This window comes from Gardnerella sialicivorans subsp. sialicivorans, assembly GCF_056746795.1.
On the sequence record NZ_JBWPXA010000004.1, the window covers coordinates 197,929 to 219,834 of the forward strand.

General features: G+C 45.8%; 19 protein-coding genes and 3 tRNA genes. 18 read left to right on the forward strand and 4 right to left on the reverse strand.

Annotated features, from left to right (window positions below):
* Window positions 1-36 precede the first annotated feature (36 nt).
* The 8 genes from pstC to rplA all read left to right on the forward strand — a co-directional run bounded on the left by pstC (window position 37) and on the right by rplA (window position 7,696).
* A complete protein-coding gene (gene pstC, locus AC1EKB_RS04285) occupies window positions 37-999 on the forward strand; it encodes a phosphate ABC transporter permease subunit PstC (protein ID WP_481248938.1) in 963 nt (320 codons plus the stop codon).
* Window positions 996-2,021 (forward strand): phosphate ABC transporter permease PstA, encoded by a 1,026-nt coding sequence (pstA, locus tag AC1EKB_RS04290; protein WP_481248939.1) that lies wholly within the window; start codon window positions 996-998, stop codon window positions 2,019-2,021. Before pstC ends, pstA begins: the two co-directional genes overlap by 4 nt.
* A gap of 61 nt (window positions 2,022-2,082) precedes the next feature.
* Window positions 2,083-2,862: a phosphate ABC transporter ATP-binding protein PstB gene (gene pstB / locus AC1EKB_RS04295; protein WP_481248940.1), complete on the forward strand. Its 780-nt coding sequence runs from the start codon at window positions 2,083-2,085 to the stop codon at window positions 2,860-2,862.
* Between the two features lie 308 nt (window positions 2,863-3,170).
* Window positions 3,171-4,565, forward strand: a complete 1,395-nt coding sequence (locus AC1EKB_RS04300) for an NCS2 family permease (protein ID WP_032816763.1) — start codon at window positions 3,171-3,173, stop codon at window positions 4,563-4,565.
* A 454-nt stretch (window positions 4,566-5,019) separates the two neighbouring features.
* Entirely contained in the window at window positions 5,020-5,541 is a 522-nt protein-coding gene (gene rplJ / locus AC1EKB_RS04305; protein WP_004112001.1) for a 50S ribosomal protein L10, read from the forward strand.
* 96 nt (window positions 5,542-5,637) lie between these two features.
* Entirely contained in the window at window positions 5,638-6,021 is a 384-nt protein-coding gene (rplL, locus tag AC1EKB_RS04310) for a 50S ribosomal protein L7/L12 (protein ID WP_004112006.1), read from the forward strand.
* Between the two features lie 532 nt (window positions 6,022-6,553).
* On the forward strand, window positions 6,554-6,985 hold the full coding sequence (gene rplK, locus AC1EKB_RS04315) for a 50S ribosomal protein L11 (protein ID WP_004112010.1): 432 nt from the start codon (window positions 6,554-6,556) through the stop codon (window positions 6,983-6,985).
* Between the two features lie 15 nt (window positions 6,986-7,000).
* A complete protein-coding gene (gene rplA / locus AC1EKB_RS04320; RefSeq protein ID WP_004121425.1) occupies window positions 7,001-7,696 on the forward strand; it encodes a 50S ribosomal protein L1 in 696 nt (231 codons plus the stop codon).
* A 101-nt stretch (window positions 7,697-7,797) separates the two neighbouring features.
* Here rplA and AC1EKB_RS04325 read toward each other — a convergent pair whose 3' ends face one another.
* Window positions 7,798-8,895, reverse strand: coding sequence for a helix-turn-helix domain-containing protein (locus tag AC1EKB_RS04325; RefSeq protein WP_481248941.1), 1,098 nt, complete (start codon window positions 8,893-8,895; stop codon window positions 7,798-7,800).
* 8 nt (window positions 8,896-8,903) lie between these two features.
* Complete coding sequence (locus tag AC1EKB_RS04330; protein WP_481248942.1) at window positions 8,904-10,943, reverse strand: DUF6020 family protein; 2,040 nt, start codon at window positions 10,941-10,943, stop codon at window positions 8,904-8,906.
* A gap of 467 nt (window positions 10,944-11,410) precedes the next feature.
* On the opposite strand from AC1EKB_RS04330, the gene AC1EKB_RS04335 reads away from it, so the two are divergent.
* The 3 genes from AC1EKB_RS04335 to AC1EKB_RS04345 are packed head-to-tail and all read left to right on the forward strand — an operon-like array spanning window position 11,411 to window position 16,926.
* Complete coding sequence (locus AC1EKB_RS04335) at window positions 11,411-12,856, forward strand: FHA domain-containing protein (RefSeq protein WP_481248943.1); 1,446 nt, start codon at window positions 11,411-11,413, stop codon at window positions 12,854-12,856.
* A gap of 18 nt (window positions 12,857-12,874) precedes the next feature.
* The gene (locus AC1EKB_RS04340) at window positions 12,875-16,726 is read left to right on the forward strand and encodes a helicase (protein WP_481248944.1); all 3,852 of its coding nucleotides are present in this window, start codon (window positions 12,875-12,877) and stop codon (window positions 16,724-16,726) included.
* On the forward strand, window positions 16,723-16,926 hold the full coding sequence (locus tag AC1EKB_RS04345) for a hypothetical protein (protein WP_020758721.1): 204 nt from the start codon (window positions 16,723-16,725) through the stop codon (window positions 16,924-16,926). The genes AC1EKB_RS04340 and AC1EKB_RS04345 overlap by 4 nt, the downstream gene beginning before the upstream one ends.
* 33 nt (window positions 16,927-16,959) lie before the next feature.
* Here AC1EKB_RS04345 and AC1EKB_RS04350 read toward each other — a convergent pair whose 3' ends face one another.
* Together AC1EKB_RS04350 and AC1EKB_RS04355 are read right to left on the reverse strand one after the other, a co-directional pair.
* A complete protein-coding gene (locus tag AC1EKB_RS04350; RefSeq protein WP_481248945.1) occupies window positions 16,960-17,688 on the reverse strand; it encodes a hypothetical protein in 729 nt (242 codons plus the stop codon).
* 348 nt (window positions 17,689-18,036) lie between these two features.
* A complete protein-coding gene (locus tag AC1EKB_RS04355; protein WP_016636054.1) occupies window positions 18,037-18,213 on the reverse strand; it encodes an FmdB family zinc ribbon protein in 177 nt (58 codons plus the stop codon).
* A gap of 236 nt (window positions 18,214-18,449) precedes the next feature.
* Between AC1EKB_RS04355 and AC1EKB_RS04360 the strand changes: the two genes are divergently transcribed.
* The 7 genes from AC1EKB_RS04360 to rpmG all read left to right on the forward strand — a co-directional run bounded on the left by AC1EKB_RS04360 (window position 18,450) and on the right by rpmG (window position 21,830).
* Entirely contained in the window at window positions 18,450-19,457 is a 1,008-nt protein-coding gene (locus tag AC1EKB_RS04360; protein ID WP_481248946.1) for a hypothetical protein, read from the forward strand.
* Between the two features lie 156 nt (window positions 19,458-19,613).
* Window positions 19,614-19,907, forward strand: a complete 294-nt coding sequence (gene groES / locus AC1EKB_RS04365) for a co-chaperone GroES (protein ID WP_004131681.1) — start codon at window positions 19,614-19,616, stop codon at window positions 19,905-19,907.
* Between the two features lie 179 nt (window positions 19,908-20,086).
* Window positions 20,087-21,181, forward strand: a complete 1,095-nt coding sequence (hisC, locus tag AC1EKB_RS04370; protein WP_481248947.1) for a histidinol-phosphate transaminase — start codon at window positions 20,087-20,089, stop codon at window positions 21,179-21,181.
* 195 nt (window positions 21,182-21,376) lie between these two features.
* Window positions 21,377-21,458: transfer RNA gene (locus tag AC1EKB_RS04375), tRNA-Tyr, on the forward strand.
* Between the two features lies 1 nt (window position 21,459).
* Window positions 21,460-21,531: transfer RNA gene (locus AC1EKB_RS04380), tRNA-Thr, on the forward strand.
* Window positions 21,532-21,535: 4 nt separating this feature from the next.
* A tRNA-Met gene (locus tag AC1EKB_RS04385) sits at window positions 21,536-21,609 on the forward strand.
* Between the two features lie 50 nt (window positions 21,610-21,659).
* Window positions 21,660-21,830, forward strand: coding sequence for a 50S ribosomal protein L33 (rpmG, locus tag AC1EKB_RS04390; RefSeq protein ID WP_004114322.1), 171 nt, complete (start codon window positions 21,660-21,662; stop codon window positions 21,828-21,830).
* Window positions 21,831-21,906: the final 76 nt, after the last annotated feature.

The window sequence follows — 21,906 nt, forward strand, 5'->3', positions numbered from 1 at the left end:
GATAGCATTTATATAATGACTACAAAAGGAGCATGAGTGAGTTCTAAACAAAGAACTGAAATCAGTAAAGATGCGCACAAAAGCGGCCATTTTGCCGACCGCGTGTTTAAAAGCGTAGCGCTTTTATGCGGATTGCTGATTTTAATGGTGCTTACAGCTGTAGCGCTGTTCTTGCTGTTTCAAGCGTGGCCGATTCTAGGCGCAAACAAAAGCCAAGTAAGTCAAGTATTTTTGGACTTTACTGGCGGTAAAGCGCATGATTTTCTTAGCTACGTGGCGCCGATGGTTTTTGGAACCGTTCTTATGTCTGCACTCGCTCTGCTCTTTGCATTCTTTGTTTCGATTGGAATCGCGCTGTTTATAAGCCACTATGCTCCGCCAAAAATAGTGCCACTTTTAAGCGGTGTTGTTGATTTGCTTGCTGCGATTCCGTCCGTAATCTACGGTCTTTGGGGCGGATTGGTGCTCGTGCCAGCAATATACCCGTTCTGGAAGTTTATTTCGCACATTTTTGGCTGGATTCCGCTTTTTGCAGGACCTGCGGCAAGCCCTTCGCGTAGCGCTGCAACCGTTAGTATTGTTCTTGCTGTTATGATTTTGCCGATTATAACTTCTATGGCTCGAGACATTTTCCAACAAGCTCCGCGATTGCAACAAGAAGGCGCGCTCGCTCTTGGTGCCACAAAGTGGGAGATGATAAAGCTAGCGGTTTTGCCGTTCGCAAAGTCGGGAATCGTCTCCGCGTCTATGCTTGGTCTTGGCCGCGCTTTGGGCGAAACAATGGCAGTTCTTATGATTTTGTCTCCAGGATTCACCTTTAAATTCAACATTTTGCAAGCTTCGCAAAACCAGACGATTGCAGCAAACATAGCAGCTCAATACCCAGAAGCCAACGGATTAGGCGTTAGTGCGCTTATTGCTACAGGTTTGGTGCTGTTTGTTATTTCATTCGCTGTAAACCTTATTGCTCGCAAAATCACGGGAAAGGCGAGTGCATGATGCAAAATTCGCAATCGTTACAAGCTGGGGTTGTTGAGGTTAATCAGACTATTGAAGATAGCTGCGAATCTCCAAAAATCGACTTTAACAAGTTCCGCCCAACGCGCTCTAGAATCGCAAGTCGCAAGCGAAAAGACGCATTTATGCGCGTTCTAATCTTCCTGTCTTTTATAGTTGCGCTAATTCCGCTTCTTTCTTTGCTTTTTACGACTATTGCAAACGGCATTAAGCGATTAAACCTTGACTTTTTAACGCATAATATGACGTATGTAGTTGGCGGCGCTGCAACTGGCACAGGCGGTTACGGCGGTATTTTGCACGCAATTATTGGAACTTTGGAGATTACGCTTGGCGCAATGCTGATTTCGATTCCGATTGGAATTATGTGCTCCGTGTATTTGATTGAGTATGCGCGTGGCAGCCGCCTTGCTAGGGTGATTAATCTTGTTGTAGACGTTATGAGCGGAATTCCTTCGATTGTAGCTGGTTTGTTTGCGTTTTCTAGCTTTACGATTTTTGTGGGTCCTGGAACAATCAACGGTTTTGAAGGGTCGGTTGCGCTTTCGCTGCTTATGCTGCCAACTGTTGTTAAGTCGTGTCAAGAAATGTTAAAAATTGTGCCGAACGATTTGCGAGAAGCGGCTCTTGCTCTAGGCGTTACAAAGCAGCGCATGATTACAAAAATCGTGTTGCGAACCGCTTTGCCTGGCATTGTTTCTGGCTGTATTCTTGCTGTTGCGCGCGTGATTGGCGAGACGGCTCCGCTTTTAATGGCAGCTGGGTTTATTGCATCCACGAATTTCAATCTTTTTGACGGACAAATGACCACTTTGCCAGTGTACGTTTATCAGGAGTATTCAAAGCTTTCAGCGAATTGCCCAGCTAACGCGCCATCTTCGTGCGTTACTACGATTCCAATGGAGCGAGCATGGTCGGCGGCTCTTGCATTGATTGTGATTGTTTTGCTGCTGAATATTGTTGGGCGAGTTGTGGCTCGCGTGTTTTCAGTAAAAGCGAAGTAGAACGAAGTAGATCGAAATAAGTCGAAGTAGAGCGAAGTAGATTTTAGAAAGTGAGGCGCAAATGAGTCAGCGCATTGATGTTAAGCATTTGAACATTTACTACGGTGATTTTCTAGCAGTAGAAGACGTTAACATAAGCATTGAGCCAAACAAGGTTACGGCTTTTATTGGTCCTTCGGGATGTGGAAAATCAACGGTTTTGCGCACTTTAGATCGCATGCACGAGATTACTCCAGGCGCTCGCGTGGAAGGTCAAGTGTTGCTTGAAGGTCGCGATTTGTATGGCAAAGATGTGGACCCTGTAGCTGTTCGCCGAGATGTTGGAATGGTGTTCCAGCGCCCAAATCCTTTCCCAACAATGTCTATTCGAGAAAACGTTCTTGCAGGAGTTCGCTTAAATAATCGCCATATTTCAAAGCAAGACGCCGACGATTTAGTTGAGTGGGCTTTGCGTGGCGCAAATTTGTGGAATGAGGTTAAAGATAGGCTCGATAAGCCAGGAATCGGGCTTTCTGGCGGCCAGCAGCAACGACTTTGCATTGCGCGAGCTGTGGCTGTGCATCCGCAAGTGTTGCTTATGGATGAGCCTTGCTCTGCGCTTGACCCAATTTCTACTCTTGCTGTAGAAGATTTGATTAACGAGCTTAAGCGCGATTACACGATTGTGATTGTAACGCACAATATGCAACAGGCTGCGCGCGTGGCCGATTACACAGCGTTCTTTAACCTTAAGGCTGTTGGAAAACCAGGGCATCTTGAGTATTTTGCAGATACCACCACTATGTTTAACAATCCGCGCAATGCGGAGGCGGAACGCTATATTTCTGGCCGCTTTGGGTGATTTTTGCCACGGTTTTTGCCGCGATTTCTGGGTGATTTTTGCGCGATTTTTGCATAATTTTCGCGCGATTTTTCTTTGGTCAGCACGTGCGCGTAAGGTCGAAGCTGTTCGGTTGTTCAAAGTTCTATGAGTCGTTTCTAATTTCGCGAGTTTTCTAGCGTGTTTATTCGGCTTGTGCTTTGCGCGCCGAGCGAGTCGCAGTAACCTCTGCGTGAATGCCCAAATGTAATTGCGTCCGCGATTGCTCAAGTGCTATCGCCACGCTTTTCATGGTCTTTTGCGCTGTAAAACCAAGGAACAGAGAGTTTATGGAAAAGTTCTTCCATCTCAAAGAAAACGGCACGAATGTATCAACGGAGATCACTGCAGGTCTCACTACATTCTTTGCAATGTCGTATATTATCGTCGTAAACCCAATGATTTTAAGCCAAACTGGCATGCCTAAAGGTGGCGTTTTCCTCGCTACAATCATCGCAGCAATTATTGGCACGCTTGTTATGGGCTTGTTTGCTAACGTGCCTTACGCTCAAGCTGCTGGCATGGGTCTTAACGCATTCTTCACATACACAGTGTGCTTTGGCCTTCATTTTACGTGGCAAGAAGCCATGTGCATGGTGTTCTTGTGCGGTTTAATTAACATTATTATTACCGTTACTAAGATTCGTAAGATGATTATTCGTGCCATCCCAACTTCGTTGCAACACGCGATTGGCGGTGGCATTGGTTTATTCGTTGCATACGTTGGCATTATGAGCGTTGGCTTAATCACCTTTACTTCTAAAGATCCTGCAGCCGCTGCTAAGAGTAAGCCAACTGCTGCTATTCCAGGCCTTGCTGTTATTAATAATCCTATTTTGTGGCTATTCCTTATTGGACTTGTTTTGGCTATTGTTCTTACTGTTCTTAAGGTTCGCGCAAGCTTGCTTATTACGATTATTGCAACATCTTTGATTGGTATTCCGCTTGGCTTGACTTCGCTAAATAATGCCGTTTCTGTTACGGATGCTTTTGCTCAGCTTCCAACCACTTTTGGTGCTATTTTTGGCCCTCAAGGTTTCCCTGCTCTCTTCTCTAATCCAGCACGCATTCCGCTTGTTTTGGTAACTATTTTTGCCTTCTCTATGTCGGATACTTTCGACACTCTTGGCACGTTTATTGGCACTGGCCGCAGAACTGGCATCTTCTCTGAGGCAGATGAGAAGGCTTTGGAAAACGGCTCTGGCTTTAGCTCCAAGATGGATCGCGCGCTGTTTGCTGATTCGATTGCAACTTCGGTTGGCGCAATTTGCGGTACTTCTAACACCACTACTTACGTTGAGTCTGCTGCTGGTATTGGTGCTGGCGGTCGTACTGGTTTGACTTCTGTAGTTGTTTCCGTGTGCTTTGCGCTTTCGATTGTTCTTGCGCCATTTGCTAGCGCCGTTCCTGCGGCTGCTACGGCTGGCGTGCTTGTAGTTGTAGGCTGCATGATGGCAAGCTCGTTAAAGGAGATTGCTTGGGACGATATTTCCGAAGCTATTCCTGCGTTCTTTGCTGCCGTGTTTATGGCCTTCTCCTACTCGATTTCTTACGGCATTGCCGCTGGATTCATCATGTACTGCTTAGTTATGACTTGCAAGAAGCGTGCTAAAGACGTGCATCCAATGCTTTGGATTGTTTCGCTTTTGTTCATTCTTGACTTTGTTGCTAACGCAGTTTTGTAAATCTGCTAGTTAGATATTAGTTAAATTAGATATTAGTTAGATATTAATTTAATTAATTATTTTAAGAGCGTATTCGGTGCGTACGGCTGCTTGCGATTTTTTTCCTTGCGATTTTTCCGCGTTAGTTTGGGATAAGTCGCCAGCAACCGCGCGTGTTGAGTACGCTCTTAAATAATCCTAAATAAAAATAAATTATAAAGTTTGCGGAAAAATATTGACATTGTCGCAAGTAGGTATTAAACTTGCCCAACGTAAACCACAGACCGTTGGTGGAGTCGCAAGATTCCTGAAAATGATGTGTCATGCCAGCACAGGTTGAGCAGTGATTGTTGCAATTGACTTGCGATTTTTCACAAACTTTTTAACACTATGTGTTTTTTTGGATGCTCTGCCGTGCGCAGGGCTTTTTTGATATGTTATTTCCATTCCAGCGGCCAATTTAGGAAGGAACGCCATGAAGAGGCCCGAAAAGGAAGCGGTAGTTGCAGAGCTTACGGATTTGTTCCGTAACGCCGACGCTGTCTACCTTACCGAGTACCGCGGGCTTACAGTTCCGCAGATTTCTTCTCTGCGCGAAAAGCTAGGCCGCGATACTTCCTACTCTGTGGCTAAGAATACGCTTGCTCGCATTGCCGCTAAGGAAGCGGGCATTGAAGGTCTTGATGAGCTTCTTGCTGGCCCAACTGCAATCACCTTTGTAAAGGGAGATTTCATTGAGGCTGCTAAGACCTTGCGTGATTTTGCCAAAGAGAATAAGACCCTCGTCATCAAGGGCGGTTTCGCAGATGGAACCGTTTACGATGCCGAAGGCGCCAAGCAGCTGGCAGACCTCAAGTCTCGCCCAGAATTGCTTTCCGAGATGGCTGGCGCGCTCAAGGGCACCATGTCCAAGGCCGCCTACCTGTTCAACGCTTTGCCAACCAAGGCAGTGCGTACTATCGACGCTTTGCGCGAGAAGCAGGAAAAGGCCGCTTGATTCCCTTGCAGCTTGCTGCATGAGACCAAAAAATAATAAAAATGTTATGGCTCTAAGGCACAAGGTGTGTCTGGCCAAGTAAGAAAGGAAGCCATTATGGCTAAGCTCACTAGCGAAGAGCTTCTTGAAGCTTTCGGTGAAATGACCCTCGTCGAGCTTTCTGAGTTCGTCAAGGCCTTTGAAGAGAAGTTCGATGTTGAGGCTGCTGCTCCTGTAGCTGCTGTTGCTGCTGCTCCAGCCGCTGCTGCTGGCGCTGCTGAGGAAGAGAAGGACGAGTTTGACGTTGTTCTCGCTTCTGCAGGTGCTCAGAAGGTTGCCGTCATCAAGGCTGTTAAGGCTTTGACTGGCCTCGGCTTGAAGGAAGCTAAGGACATTGTTGACAATGCTCCAAAGCCAGTCCTCGAGAAGGCTAAGAAGGAAGATGCCGACAAGGCTAAGGCTGCTCTCGAAGAAGCCGGCGCAACTGTTGAACTTAAGTAGTTCTAGGCTCTTTTGTTAACGCGAGCGGCTGGTTGCTAGAGTGATTTGCTAATGCGCTAGTCGCGAATGCGTTTTGAATGCGGCAAGGTTTTCGTGGTTTTCACGGATTCCTTGCCGCTTTTGCATATCTGTAACATACAATCTACATTCCCGCATTTGTTTCCAATTTGACCCAAAACGTAAACAAACGTGGGGGGAAAGAAACAAACGTGGGGAAGTGTGCCCGTGTTTGTTCCCAAAATTGGCCGAAACGCAAACAAACGTGGGGAAAAAGAAACAAACGCGGGGAATCGCTCGCGCGCTACGCTTAGACCGCGCTAACGACAAAAACACCAAAATTCAGTACAATCGCACTACATCTTGTGTCACCAAATCGTCGCGGCAAAGTGGCATAATAGGAAAGCTTGTGACTGGAGGAGTAATCCGCTAGCACAGCACAGCAATATAAGTTGCGGGAGGATCCTTAAAACGGCTTAATATCAACGTTTTAGGGCGCCGAATGAACCGCTTCAAAAGAAAGAAGAACCATATTATGGCTCCAAAAAAGAAAGTCTCTGCGCTTATTAAGCTCGAGATTCAGGCTGGTAAAGCAAATCCAGCCCCACCACTGGGTCCTGCTTTAGGCTCCCACGGCGTAAACATCATGGACTTCTGCAAGGCCTATAACGACCAGACGAAGGACAAGATGGGTCAGATCGTTCCAGTAGAGATTACTGTTTACGAAGATCGTTCCTTCACATTTATTCTTAAGACTCCACCAGCTGCTGCTTTGTTGCTTAAGGCTGCTGGCATTCCTAAGGGCACCGAGAACCCATTGACCCACAAGGTTGGCTCTGTAACTAAGGCTCAGGTGCGCGAAATCGCCGAAATCAAGATGCCAGATCTTTCTGCACGAGATGTTGAAGCTGGTATGAAGATTATCGCGGGCACTGCTCGCTCGATGGGTATTACCGTTACCGACTGAAAGTGAGTGGAAAAAATGGTGAAGCGTTCTAAGAAGTATCGTGAAGCGGCTGAGAAGATTGACCGCAACAACCTTTATACCCCAGCTGAGGCTATTGCTTTGCTTAAGAGCATGCCAAAGTACGCTTTTGACGAGTCTGCTGAGGCTGTTATGCGCCTTAATGTGGATCCTCGCAAGGCAGATCAGTTGGTTCGTGGCGTTGTGAACTTGCCTAATGGCACTGGTAAAACCGCTAAGGTTTTGGTGTTTGCTCGTGGCCCAAAGGCTACTGAGGCTCAAGAAGCTGGCGCAGACATCGTTGGTGATGACGAGCTTATCGAGAAGGTTGCCGGTGGCTTCCTTGACTTCGATGCCGTTGTTGCAACCCCAGACATGATGGGCAAGGTTGGTCGCCTTGGTCGTGTGCTTGGTCCTCGTAGCTTGATGCCAAATCCTAAGACTGGCACCGTTACAATGGATGTTGCAAAGGCTGTTGCAGATATTAAGGGTGGCAAGATTGAGTTCCGCGTTGATCGTCAGGGCAATCTTTCCTTCCTCTTTGGCAAGCTTTCCTTCGACGAGAAGGCTCTTGAAGAGAACTTCAAGGCTGTTGCCGATGAGATTCGCCGCTTGAAGCCTACTACCATCAAGGGTCGTTACATCACTAAGGTAACGATTACCTCTACGATGGCTCCTGGCGTTCCAGTGGATATTGCAAGCATTGCTGCGTGATTTTTAGCTAAGCATAGCTGCGTAATTTTTTAGCGCTGAAAATGGTGTGTTCTTTTATAGAATGTATTGTTTTCAGCGCTTTTTGCTTTTGCTCTTTTGTTTTAGAGCGCAGAATCGCGAATGCGCCCAATCGTAATCGCAGTTTGTAAAACGTATGCTTCTCGCGGATCGGTGGCGTCCCAGCCTGTTGTTTGTGCAACTTTGCGCAAGCGGTATCGTATTGTGTTTGGATGCACGTTAAGGTTGTGTGAGGTTTGGTCTAACGCGCCGCCAAATCGCAAGAAAGCGTTTACTGTTTGCAAAGTCGGGTCATCTGGGTTGTACGGCGCCAAGCTTTGATACACCTTTGTATACAAGGTTTCTACGGCAGTTTCGTCGCCTATAAGCGCGCGCTCTGGAAGAACGTCGTCGCAGCGGATTATTTGCGGTAAATGCGTTACAGATGGCGCAACGGCAAGCGCTGCTAGGGTTGCTGTGATTTCTTTGCATATTTTTTGCGCGCCGACTACAACTTCGCTTATGCAAACGGGTTTTCCCGACTTTGCAAACACTTCGCACATCTTGTTTAGGGCTGTTGGATTTGGGTTTTCTCTTAGCGCAAGAATGATTATGTGCGAAGGCGCCGCTTCTTTGCGCGAGACGCTTTCTTGCGATTTGCCGCCGATTTTCCACGTTTTTGCGCGCGCGCTAATGGCGTCTAGCTGCACGCTGTCAACTATCGCATCGTATGCGCCGCATGCGCCAAGTTGCGTCCAAATTGCGCGTCTTAAAGAGTCCGTATTGTTTTGCGCATTATGCGCGCCCGCGTTTTGCGGTGTTGGATTTGGGTTGTCGTCGTTTATGTTCGATTCTGTTTTATACGTGCCTGCAATCGCAACAAATCGCGTACTTTCTTGCCATTGCAATAGGTGCATTAGTGCGCTTACGCGGCTGTCGCAGATTCCGTTCATAAGGCACGTTCCGATTAGCGCGTGTAATCGCAAGCGTGTTGATGCGTCAAAAATTTTGCCGTCTCGAATATCAAAAATTCCAAATGCATCTTCGCTTTTTGGAGCACACGGCATTGGTGTAAAACTCGGTGTAAAGCTTGAGGAATCACTCGAAGAATCACTCGAAGAATCAGTATTATTTGCCACATTGCATTCGTCATTAGGCTTTACGCCCGTAAGAATTGTAAGAAAGTCAGCGTTTCCGTCCATTCACTCCCTCAATTCTTGTGCGAATCCTTGTGTGTATTGTTGTGCGAGTCCTCACGCGTATTATCATGCGCTAAATCGCAATTTATTTTATCACTTTGACGGCATGTGTTATAAACAGAATCCCTTATAAACATTAGAACCGTAAAGAAGAACACAAATGTAATCGGCAGCATGTGTCGCTCAAAATTGTTTGCAGGAGCTAGCACCATTACGCCCATCAAAAGCGCAAGAGGCGCGTGCAAAACCAGCGTTTTCCACCTGCGCAATGTGATCTCGGCAACGCCAATTAGCAGCGTTGCAACAACATACAAGTTTCCGTGAATAATCCACCCAAGAATCGGCGTATTGCTCCACGCTTCCGCGCTGCTCGATACAGCGCCACGCCACTCGGGCAGCCAGTAGCGAATCCACTCAGAATTTTTTATATTCTCGGTGTTTACGTAGTATTCGGGGCCAACATAAGGCACGTCTAGAATGTCGAAGTAGCCGTACGACTTTGCTAGCAGCGCATCCGTTGCAACAATCGGGCTGTGTGTAATCATAAGCAACCATGCGTGGTTAAACTTTTTCATGTCGTCTTTTGTAATATAACGCCAACGGTAGCTCACTTTTTTAGACTGCAAGCCAGAAGATTTTACAGGGTCCGCGTCTTGAGGAGTGTACGCTTCTGCAGTTTGACTAAGATTAAAAATTGGCGATATTGCGCGCTTTGCTGCATGCGGTATGCTTTTTGGATCTAGCTTTGCGATTCTTGCGATTTGCTGAAGTTGCACTCCGCGGCTTTCGATTGGGTCGCCATTTATAATCGCGCCGCTAGAAATGGCAAGCATAATTGCGCCGTGTATAAGAACTGTTGGGAGCAGAATGCACAAAACCCATATTTTCCAACGTTTTCTGCTAGATATAATCATCAACACAAATTGAATTGCAAGAATGTACCACGCGTATTTTGCAGCAATCAGCATAATGCACACGCTGATTATTAATTCGACGATTGTGTGTGCGGCTGGCTTTTGCTTGAAATCAAGGCAATTAAGCTCGTACATTATTCCAAACCACCACACAAACGCAAACGCGAACAGCGGCGATTTTGTAAGCGAAATCGTTGAAAATACTACAAGTGGGCTGAACAAAAATGTGATTATTACGGCTGCGCGCAAGGTGATTGGTGTTGTTGTGATTGGTGTTGTTGTGTAGCCAGCTTGCGATTCGCCTGTTCTACGCTTAGCCCACGGCGTGTTTAAGAATCGGTTTGCGGTTGCAGCGCAGCAAAATGCCGCGAGCACAAATTGCATAACGGCAAGAAGCACGATTCCTGCGTCGTTTGACTCGGTAAAATATCGCGATACTGCTGCTACAGCACCGTAAATCAATGTTAAAACAATGTTGTGCTGGTCGCTTAAATACGTTGGTTTTGCGGGCCAAAGGTAGTGCGCTGTTGGGTAAATGTCTGCTGGAACAAAGCTAAAGAAGCCAATGTATGGCTGTTTTAGGCCAGTTACTTGATTCCATGCCCAGCTGTATTCGCGGATTTGCGAGCAAATGTCGGCTCCGTAGGCAGCGAGCAGTGTTACGGGCGCCCACAGCCAGCCGATAATCAGCGTTAGGAAAATGTTTCGTTTTCGGCAGGTTGAGTGGTAAAAACACCACTTTGCAGCGCGTTTTGCGTTAAAAAATGTGGTGCGTAGGGTTGTGGCGATTTTTGATTGCGAGTGTTTTGGCTGTGATTGTTTTGTTTGTGATTTTTCTGGCGATAATTCTGCTTGTAATGATTTTTCTTGCGATGCTTTTGCGCGTATAAATCTTACGATTTTTGGCATTACTCCGTTTTTGCCAAAATAAATAAGAACCCTCAAAATTGCGTAATATGCGCAAAATGCGATTGCAAAAATCAGCGCATTTAGCCAGTTAAAATCTGTTAAACACCCTTGAGCGCGGTAGATCACCCCCAGACTTGTGCAGGTTGCAAGGAAGATGCATGTAAAAACGATTAGCGAGTTTGCGGCGATTTTGCTTTCCGCTTTTGTGCTCGTGTTAATGCGTTTCATGTTCCACCTATACACTCTATACACTCGTGTTTTACTTGCACTCTAATTATACCCGCTATGCTTGCGAATCGACGATTTCGAGCTGCATAATGCGCGAGAAATCACCTCGATTCGCTGAGCTTGCTTAAGGTTGAAAGCACGGTGTGCTTTCAACGCAAGCGAAGACGTTAGCGCGCTTAGACCGCGCTAACGACGACCTGCTTTGTAGTGCGTTCGTACCTGATTTACGGCGTGTTGCCATATAATCGCACCACATAAAACTGTAGTGTTTTTGTATCGAATTTTGGCATTTTTTGTTACAAACGCACTACATGAAATCGCGTTTGGAGGGTGATTTTGCGTAAGTTCTTAAGTTAATCAGTCTAATTGCACATTTTCGTGTAAATTATGCGCAACCGCCATTAGCGCAATATACACAAAGCATGACACAATAGTGTGTAGTGTGTTTTTTGAAGGGAGCAGGTTCCGTGAGTGTTCAACAAACCTTGCAGCGCTGGATGATTACGGTAGGTGGAGTGGAGCAGGCACGCGTTGGCGCGGGTCAGTCTGTGGAGATTGGCAGGAAGCCTATACGCCCTTTGCGTGAAGACGGTTTTATACGCGTAGACGTTGTAGACAATAAGCGCTCTATGTCTAAAAGACACGCGCTTTTGATTGTGGACGCAAGCGGCGCTGCTACGATTCGCGATTTGAACTCTACAAACGGAACTTATCTTGTTAACGAAAGCGGCGATTTGCTGCGACTGGACCCAGGCGTTGATTTTCATATGCCAGATAGCATTGTTCGCATGCAATTTGGCGATGTTCCAGTTGATTTTGTGCGCATTGAAGAAAAAGCGCCGCAGGGAAGCGATGCGGATGCGCAGCCAGTGCGCGATTTATTCTCTTATGCTCCAGATAATGATATTAAGGAGCCAGATGCGGCGGATTTGTCGGTAGATGATATTCTTGACATTCGCGCGGGGGAGCCAACGGGCGTGTTTCATGCGCAGTCGGTTTCTAGGCCTGATTTGGTTTGGGATAATCAAAAGCGGCTTAATGATGCTGCTGCGGCGGATGATCTTGGTAGTTCTCCGGCGGGGGATGCTGGTGCTGATTCGGATGATAATTCGACTTCTGCTGCGACTTCTGCTGTGCCTTCTTCTGCGACTTCAAGCGTTGAAGATGTTGCAAGTGTTATAGATGCTGCAAGTGTTGCAGAAAGCGTTGCGGAGCAAATTAAGCCTGTTATTGCAGGTCAAGTTGTTTTGCCTGTTGTTAGAGATGAGTTTGCTTCCCCTGTGGAACCGCGCAATTTATTTGACGATGCTGCTAATAATGATGCTGCTAGCGATTCGTCTAATAATGATTTGTCGAATAGCAACTATGTAACAAATAGTCAGAATGTAGAATCTCAAGCGGATTCTAAAGAAGATCATAAAGAGGATTTGCAAGCAAACGTTCAATCAGATATGCAAGATGTTGTTCAAGATGTTGCTCAAAATTATTCCCAAGAAGAAGTGCAATACAATGATTCTGCAGATGCTGTTAATAGCGTAAGTGATGTTAACAATGCAAGTAACTCTAACAATGTAAGTGATGCAAGCGCTACCATAGCAGGCGATTCCGCGCAATTTACACCAGCTTTTGAGCCAGGATCTGTGTTTGAAAAAGTCTCAAATGGCGAATTTAGCGCTCGCAAAGAAATTGTTTCCGCTGGAGGATTTACATCGGAAGAAGCGCAAAAAACAGACGATTTTGCTGAGCAATTTGAAATGGCAAAGTATCAAGAGTTGCTGCCATTCTTGGCAATGAACACAAATTTGTACGACGATTTGTACGCGTGGCTTTCAGCTCAAGGGAATGCAGACGTGGATCAAGCGTTGGCGCAAAATAGCGGATACAGCGCGTATCGCAATGCAATCGGCTTGTAAACAAGGGAGTTGAGTAGTATGAGCGATAATCAAAATGACTTTATGCACATCCAGCAAGGCAAGGCAAGGCAGTTAAGCCAGCAAAATCAGCAAAATCTTTCAGATCAACCAGGCAAGCAAGCTCAGCCTGCATCACGCCAATCTGCGGAATCTTTGCGCGCCGAAAAACTAGAGCGCATTAACGAATGGCATGAAAAATACAAGTCGCAGCTTGCTCCTTCTCCGCTAGAAGACATAACAAAACTTTGTGCGCAATTAGAGTTGACTCACGCGCATCCTTCGGGAATCGCGCAGCTTTTTGCTAGTGGAAAGGCCACTCTTCAAGCGCTTTTCCGCGATTCGGGAATGCTTCGAGCGGCAGGTAGAAGGCTAGATAGAGTTTTTGAAGACAGAGACAATAAAGCGCACGAAAATGGCGTTTCGGAGCTTTCGCTTGTTGTTGGAGTTGCGTCGTGGAGCGGCAATCATGTGCCAGTTTTGACGTACCCCGTACGCGTTTTGCGAGAAGCTGGAAAAGATGAAACTGCTGCAACGATTTACTTTTCGGGAAACGTTCGACTAAATCACGCTCTTGTTCTTAGGTTGCAAGAAAGAGGCGTAAACCTTAGTGAAGACGCGCTTTTTGATGGCGCAAACTACGAGAGCGGCACGCCAGAAACATCTGCAGTTTTTGACGCGATTTGTGCTGCTGCGCAAAGAGTTTTCCCAGATTTCGACATTGAGCGAGATATTGTGCTCGGTTGCTTTACGGATTCGGGATCTAGATTCTTAGCAGAAAGCGGCCAGATTTTGCGCGCGCTTAAGCTTGGGAACGTTGGAAACACTATGATTGACGCGATTGCAGGAGATGGCACTGCAATTGAGTCGCTAGGCGCAAAAGATACTTCCGATTATTCCTTGCTAGATGCAGACCCGCATTACGAATACGAAGTTGGCGATGTTAGTAATGCTGTGCGGCATGCTGCAGGAATGGCGGCAAATGGCGCTTCCTTGGCTATAGATGCAGACGCTGGATGCGATTCTGCTTTAATTGCGGCTGCGATTTCTTCGCGCTGCGTTCTTGCAGGAAAGTCCGTCTTGTACGTTCCAAACGTTATGGAGCAGCAGCGCAGATTCCGTCACGCTCTTAGCGCAAACGAGTTTTCTTCGCTTTCGTTAGACGTTTCGGATTCGCATCTTGCTAAGCACGTTGATTCGCAACTTATAGCGGCAGTTGGGTCTCGCCAAAGCGTTGCTTCTAGCCGTTTTGAGCAAGTTTGCGACGAGCTTGTTGGTGTTAAAACGCGATTAAACCGCTACTTGGGTGATTTGCACGGAGTAAACGAGCGCTGGGGCGTATCTGCCTACCAGACGATGCAAAATCTTGCAGGAATTGCAATGCTTCCTACGCATCCTTGCACGCATGTACGTCTTAGCGTAGATGCTGCGCGCTCGCTTTCTGGTCATTTAGACGAGTGGGCGCAAAAGCTGCATGAGGCAGATTCTCTTGGTGAATTTACTACTAATGCCGAAGATACGCCGTGGTTTGGCGCTTCGCTGTTTAGCGAGAACGAAGCTGTAAACGTGTATCAGCGTGTTGTAGACGTTCTTACAAAGCTTTTGCCAGCCGCGCGCGAGCACGTTAAGTCAACTGTGCAAAATTGCGGTTTCCCTATTCCTTCTACAGCGCGCGAATGGGGTAGGCAGGTTACGGTTCTAAAGAATCTTCGCAGAGTTTTAGACGTTTTCCAGCCAGATATTTTTGAGCGCGATCTTAACGCAATGATTGAAGCGAGCAAGCCGAAGGCTGTTCGCAAGCGCGAAGGCACACCAATGGGCTTTTGGGAGCGCAGACATCACATTAAAGAAGCGCGTAGTCTTTTGCGTGTTGGCGCAAAGGTAGATGATCTTCACGAAGCATTAAAGATTGTTGCTGCGCAAGCTGCGCAATGGCGTACTTTTGTGCCTCATGGCGGTTGGCCAGTATTGCCTCCTAAGTTAGACGAAATCGTTAGTACGCAGGAGCTTTTAGACCGTAATCTTGTAGCGCTTAATGCTGTGCTTTCTACAACGCGACTTGGCGCAGACCTTGAAAACATTGAGTTTACTAAGCTTGACGAACGCTTGCAAGCTTTGCACGATAGTCGCGAATCACTAGATACGCTACCAGGTAGGTGTGTTATTGAGCGTGAATTGCGCGGCATTGGCTTAGAAGATCTTGTTTGTGATTTGCGTAGGCGTAAAATCACTGGTCAGGCTTTAGATGGCGAGCTTCATCTAGCTTGGTGGACTACTGTTTTTGAAGATATTGTTAATTCTTCCGAGATTATATCTAATCAAGACGGTTCCGCGTTGCAAGACGCTTCCGATCGTTTTGTTCAAGTAGACACAGAGCACGTGCGTTCTGTAGGGCCAATGGTTCAACAAGAAGCACTTAAAAAGCTTTGCGACATGCTTTTTGCGCGTTCTCAAGAGGCAAATCAGCTTCACACTGCTCTTGCAAGCAATGGCTCAGGCGTAACTTTTGCTAAGTTGATGAACTCTTATCCAGATTTGCTGCTTGCTGCTAAGCCGATTTTGGTTGCAATGCCGTCTACTTTAACTATGATGACTGAGTTTAAGCCGATTGTAGACGTTGTAATCATTGATTCTGCAGAGCATATTAACAACATTGAGCTGCTTAGCATTCTTGCGCGCGCACGCCAAGCCGTTGTTATTGCGCACAAGCAAACTGTTAGCTCGCAAAGCGTAAGTGACCTTATTAGTGTTTTGCCTACTATTTGCGTTAAGTCGCGAGCAACCAGGCGATCCACGTATCTTGCTGATTTCCTTGAAAACCATGGCTACGGCTTGCTTAGACACGATGTTCCTGTAGAAAAAATGCAAGGCAAGGTTAAGCTCCATCAAGTAGAAGCAGCTGGCGTTCCAGTTATGGCAACGGGTCTTATTGAAAGCAGCCAGCGCGAGATTGACGAAGTTGTGTCTTTGATTAAGCAGCGCGCTAAGACTTTTAGCGTTGTTCCTTCTAGCTACGTTCTTGCAGTTGTGACTCTTACAAGCGTGTTTAGAAATAGGCTTGGTGCGGAGCTTAAGGCGTTGGCTGTTAAAGACGAAAATATGGGTAGGTTCCTTAGGCACGTACGACTTGTAAGCGTAAATGAGGCTGTTGGAGCAGCTGCAACGGATGTTATTCTTTCGCTTTGCTATGCAAAAACTTCTCATGGAAGACTTTTGCAACAATTTGGCGTTTTGGAAGAAGAAGGCGGAAAGTCAATGCTTCTTGACTCCTTGGCTTTGGCTCGCAGAAATCTGGACATTGTTTGCGCATTTAAGTCTAGCGATATGGAAGATGATCGTTTGCATCAAGACGGACCTAAGCTTCTTAAAGATTTGCTTATTTGGGCAGAGGCTTTGGACGATAATCCAGTAGATCCAGTAGATGCAGCGGCTGCTGGCGATTCTAGCGATGCTGTAGATGCTGGAGATGCTAGAGACGAGGGCAACGAGGTCGAGCCTACTAAATCGCAAGCTGCTGGCGATTTTTCCGCAAACGGCTTTAGCAACGTTTTGTTTGCTGATTTGGCAGAACGAATTCGCTCTCGCGGCCTTAATGTTGCAGTAAACTACGGTTTTAGTGAAGATCATAGCATTCCTCTTGTTGTTGGTTTGCCAAATAAGCCGTTTGCTTTGGCTGTTCTAACAGACGATGCGCGTTTTATGAGCATTGAGTCCACTCGTGAGCGCAATCGCGTACTAGCTCAAGATTTGGAGTATCTTGGCTGGTCGGTTATGAACGTTTGGAGCGTTGGAGCATTCGTTAATCCCGAAAAAGAAGTTGAGCGAATTGTTTCTAGAATTGGCGAGCTTTATAAAAGCGGCGAGCAGCAATGAGTGATTACAACGCTAATCGCAGGTGTTCTAGGGGTCATTCGCGCGTGGTTCGTAAAGGGTCGGAGCTTTTCGACGCGGATGGCGTAAAACAAGAGCCAGGTGATGCTCAAACGATTGAGCAGCGCGCAAAAGACGATGATAATCGTATTCTTGGCGAGCTTCCTCCTCATTGGGCGGTTTTTAGCGAGCGCGGCAGATAAACCACATAGCGGCATAAGTTTCTTTATTGTTCGCTAGTTTTGCACAGCTATAACTGCAAGGTTTGGAATAATCGCCTGCGTGTTTATGATTTGCAACGCGTTTTCTGCTGGCATTGCCAGCAGTGCGCTTTGCGCAGAATTGTTTACGTTAACAACGATTACGTTGTGAACAAGAGAAACGTTTTTGTCTTGCAAAGTAATGTTATCGGAAAAACTAGCGTCGCTAGATGTTTCTATTTGTGCTGGATTTGTTGAATGATTGGCTGTATTTGAGCTGTTTGGAACTTTGCTAAACGCTATAGAAATAACGTCTCCTTGTGCAAGACTGGCGCTGCTGCTTGCAAGATTAACCGAAATCGTTGTAAAGCCAGGTGGAATTTTTGTTTGCTTTGTAACTTGGTTGCTAAAAATCGGCGTTCCGTATTTAATGTTGCATGCAGCAATAATAGCGTTTTTAGAGGAATTGTTTATAGAAGTGTAGTTAAGAACATTGTTAAAAACGCTGCTTTTAGGAACGTTAACGTAATGCAGGTCACTTTGTTTAATCACGCTGCCTTTTGCTATGTTTCTAATGGCTACTGGCACGCTTTGAGTAGCTTGAAACGTTGAAATAAGGTGTATTGAAAACAATGTTGCAACACTTATAAAAAATATTGAAAGCATGTTTAAGGTTTGCGCCCTTTTTCTGCGCTTTATAAGCTCTACTGGCGCCTTGTTTTCCGTGTTGTAGCCAACTGTTTTTAGTAAAAATGATGTACGCATATAAGCATCATTTATCGCGCGGAGCGCTTTTGCAAGCTTTTTTATGCAATGTGGTTAAAGGCTAGCTTATATGAGGATTTTACGCACATATAAACATTTTTTGATGAAGCTTAATAGTCACTTATACACATATTCGCATAAATGACCATTTTTGATTGGTGTTAATCCACATATCAACATGAGTGATTACTAACATACGCACACATGCGTAGCAAAATAAACGCCACTTACGCACATAAGCACATAAGTGGCGTTATAAAGTTTCAATTTATTCACATGCACACATAAGTAGCGTCATATTTTTTCACTTATGCACATATGCACAAATTTTAATGGGTTATTTGCACGTTACTTATCGGTGCGATAAAATCCGCTACCCTTAAAGTTGATTGGCGGCGCACTAAAAACCTTACGAACTTCTTGCTTTCCGCACTTTGGGCACACGGTAATTGGCTCATCTTCAAACGATTGATGTTGTGAAAAATCATATCCGCATTGCTTGCAACGGTAATGATAAGTAGGCAACGGTTCCTCCAATCTATAATTCCATCACATATCCTAGCTCATAATATCGCCTCGTTAAAGCTGTTAATCGCTAATCGTAAACGCTTTTTCGTTTGTAAAATTTTGCGAAACAATCGCAAAAAATCCGACACGCCGACTTATTTTTAGCCTTTACATCCTTAATGCACTTTATATTTGTACGTATGGGTTATGAATCGGTGAGCGCGTTAACAGTATTGATCATCATCGTAGCCTTAATGTTTGGTTGGTTGCCTAAACGCACTGAAAACAGCATGAAGTCGATGCTGGAACACAGCGAAGATAGGTATTCACCTTCGTTGCACATTGTGGATTATAGCAGTGATTCACTTTTCCACGCGTGTAGCGGCACGATGGCGAAAGGGGTTGGCATGCAGCCGTCGAAGATGCAAGCGAATACAAAGCCTAATAATGGCAAGTCCAGTCGCAATAGCGTGAATGCTAATAAACATAAGTGCGCTAAGCAGTTTAATGGTGTTTTTACGCCTGAACATGTTGCTCGTATTCGCGCGCTTCGCCGTGCAGCAATCCGCCGTCGCCGTGCGTTGGTGCTTTCTCTAGCATTTTTAACTCTTGTTGTGTTTGTTGCTGGTCTTTCTGGACTCTATAGCGCATGGTTTGCAATCCTTCCTCTTGCTGCTGTTTGCACTGTTCTCTACTTTGGTTCTATGTCTGCTAAGCAAGCGCGTAAGTGGGAAGCAAAAGTTGCTTTGTATAACAAGCGTTCTGCAGCTTTTAATGATTCTGTTGTGGAGCCAATTTTTGACGCTGCCGTAAACTCAGTTGTTGAGCATGTTGAGAATTCAGACAACACAGAGACTTCAGTTATGCAACAGCGAGATATAAGCATGGCTTTAGCAGGAGCAAATAGGCAAGAGGCGGTAAAAAGCGCGGTTGCTGGCGATTTTTCCGCTGCTAATGATGTGCGCTCGCAAGCCGATATCTCCAACTCAAATCAAGATCTTATATCTTTCTCGTTTGGCGATGATTCCAGTGATTGCAAAACAAACGCCAATGATCCGCAAAGCTTAGAGATAAAGTCTACAAAGCAAGTTACTAAAGCGATTGCAGCAGACGATTCAAACGAATTAGCGGCGGCTTTCGATTCAAACAATCCAAACTCAGCGAGCGATTCAATCGAAGTTACTGTAGATCCTCCAGTTAGCACAGAAGATTCGCTTGGTAAAGCCGATTTAAGGGATGTTTTGGCTCGCCGCACTGCTTAAAGTTTGTAAAAATTTTCTAAAATTTTAGCACTCTAGTTGGTAGAGTGCTAAAAACGCGCTATTATAAGGTTCAGTGCTCGATAGTTTTGACGTGATCGTCAGCCTCGTCAACATTATTCGCGCAAAGGTTACATTTCTCTAGAAAGAGGTACCGAAGTGTCGATTAAGCTCACACCTTTGGAAGATAAGATTATTGTTAAGCAGGCTCAAGCAGAAACTCAAACTGCTTCTGGCTTGTACATTCCAGATAATGCTAAGGAAAAGCCACAGCAGGGAGAGGTTTTGGCTGTTGGTCCAGGTCGCCGCGACGATAAGGGCGAGCGCATTCCTATGGATGTTAAGCCTGGAGACAAGATTCTTTACTCCAAGTATGGTGGCACAGAAGTTCATTACGAAGGCGAAGATTACTTAATCGTTTCGTCTCGTGACGTTCTTGCAATCCTTGGCTGATTTTGGTTAATCACTTGGTTAATCACTTGCATTAGTCAAGTAATAAAAGTTATTTAGCGCTGAAAATGGCGGATTATCGCTGTTTTCAGCGTTTTTGTTTAATCGTTTAGTGTGTCTGATTTGTTTTAATACGTCTAATAATTTATTTAATTTGTTTAAGACGCGACTATTATAAAATCATGGATTACAAACATCGCAGTATTTTAGATACTTTGCCAAATTACAAGCAAGGTAAGCCAGCGCCATCATTAGACGGTATTCGCGCGTATAAGATTTCTAGCAACGAAAACCCATTCGAGCCGTTAGAAAGCGTGAAAAGCGCCATTTATAGCCGTGCGCTTGGTGTTATCAATCGTTATCCAAACATGCGCGGAACAGAAGTTGTAGAAGAATTAGCTAAAAAGTTTAACGTTACTCCAGACGAGGTTGTTCTTGGATGCGGCTCTACAGAGGTTATTACGCAACTTGTGAATCTTGTTGCAGGCCCTGGAGACGAAGTTATATACCCGTGGAGAAGCTTTGAAGCGTACCCGATTATTGTTACGGGTGCTGGAGCTACAAGCGTTAAAATCCCTAATCGTGCAGATGGGTCGCACGATGTGGACGCAATGATTGATGCGATTAATGAGCGCACTCGTCTTGTTATTTTGAACAATCCAAACAATCCAACGTCTGCATCGCTTTCAAACGAGGAAGCTAGACGAGTGCTGGATGCTGTTCCAAGCAATGTTTTAGTGCTTATTGACGAAGCTTATGTGCAATTTAACAACGCAAAGGGAACGGCAGATGGCATGCAACTTTACCGCGAATATCCAAACGTTGTTGTTGCTCAAACATTCTCTAAAGCCTACGGATTGGCTGGTTTGCGCATTGGATACGCTATTGCTGCTGCAGATGTTGTAGAAGGCATGCGAAAAGTGGCTGTTCCGTTTGGTGTAAGCCAAATTGCACAAGTTGCTGCTCTTGCGTCTTTGGAGAATGAAGCGCTTGTAGAAATGCGAAATCGCGTAGATGCGCTTGTTAAGGAGCGTGCGCGCGTTGTAAGCGGTTTGCGTGAGCAAGGGTGGAATATTGCAGAGCCATACGCAAACTTCTTCTGGATGCCGTTTGGTGAAGATACAGAGCGAGCTAATCAACGTTTTGTTGATGCAGGTCTTTCTGTGCGCGCGTTTGCTGGAGAAGGTATTCGCATTACAATCGCAGAAACCGAGGCAAATGATCGCGTTCTTAAAATATGCGAGTCTTTAAAGAAAGATGGTTTTTCGCTTAAATAATTGCTAAATAATTGCTTAAATGGCATATAAATAGCGGATAAATAGCGGATAAATAGCATATAAATAATCGCATTTTTTAGATGCATTTAGATGTGATTTTTGCTTTCGGCGTGTCTTGAACTTGCATTAGTCGCGCGTTCGTGGCAAAATAACAAAGTTGCCGTTTGGAGATGTTCTTCTCCGTTCGGAAACGTTGGCGGGTTACCAGAGCGGCCAAATGGGACTGACTGTAAATCAGTTGCTTCGTGCTTCAGTGGTTCAAATCCACTACCCGCCACGCCTCGATAGCTCAGTGGTAGAGCACTTCCTTGGTAAGGAAGAGGTCGTGAGTCCGATTCTCACTCGAGGCTCTCTGGCGGGGTAGCTCAGCTGGCTAGAGCGTACGACTCATAATCGTAAGGTCAAGAGTTCGAGTCTCTTCCTCGCTACAATGGCCAGCAGGAGTTGGTCAACATACAATATTCTAGAGGTGAACAAAATGGCAAGTAAGAGCGCAGACATCCGTCCAGGCATTACGCTTGCATGCACGGAGTGCAAGGAGCGTAATTACATCACGACGAAGAATCGTCGTAATACGCCTGATCGCCTTGAGTTGAGCAAGTTCTGCCCACGCTGCGGCAAGCACACTCTCCATCGCGAGACTCGCTAAAAGCGTGAACTTCGGCGAAGTTTTATAGCTTTATTACCCCGCGTTTTGCGGGGTTTTTTGTTATTTATTGCTGTTA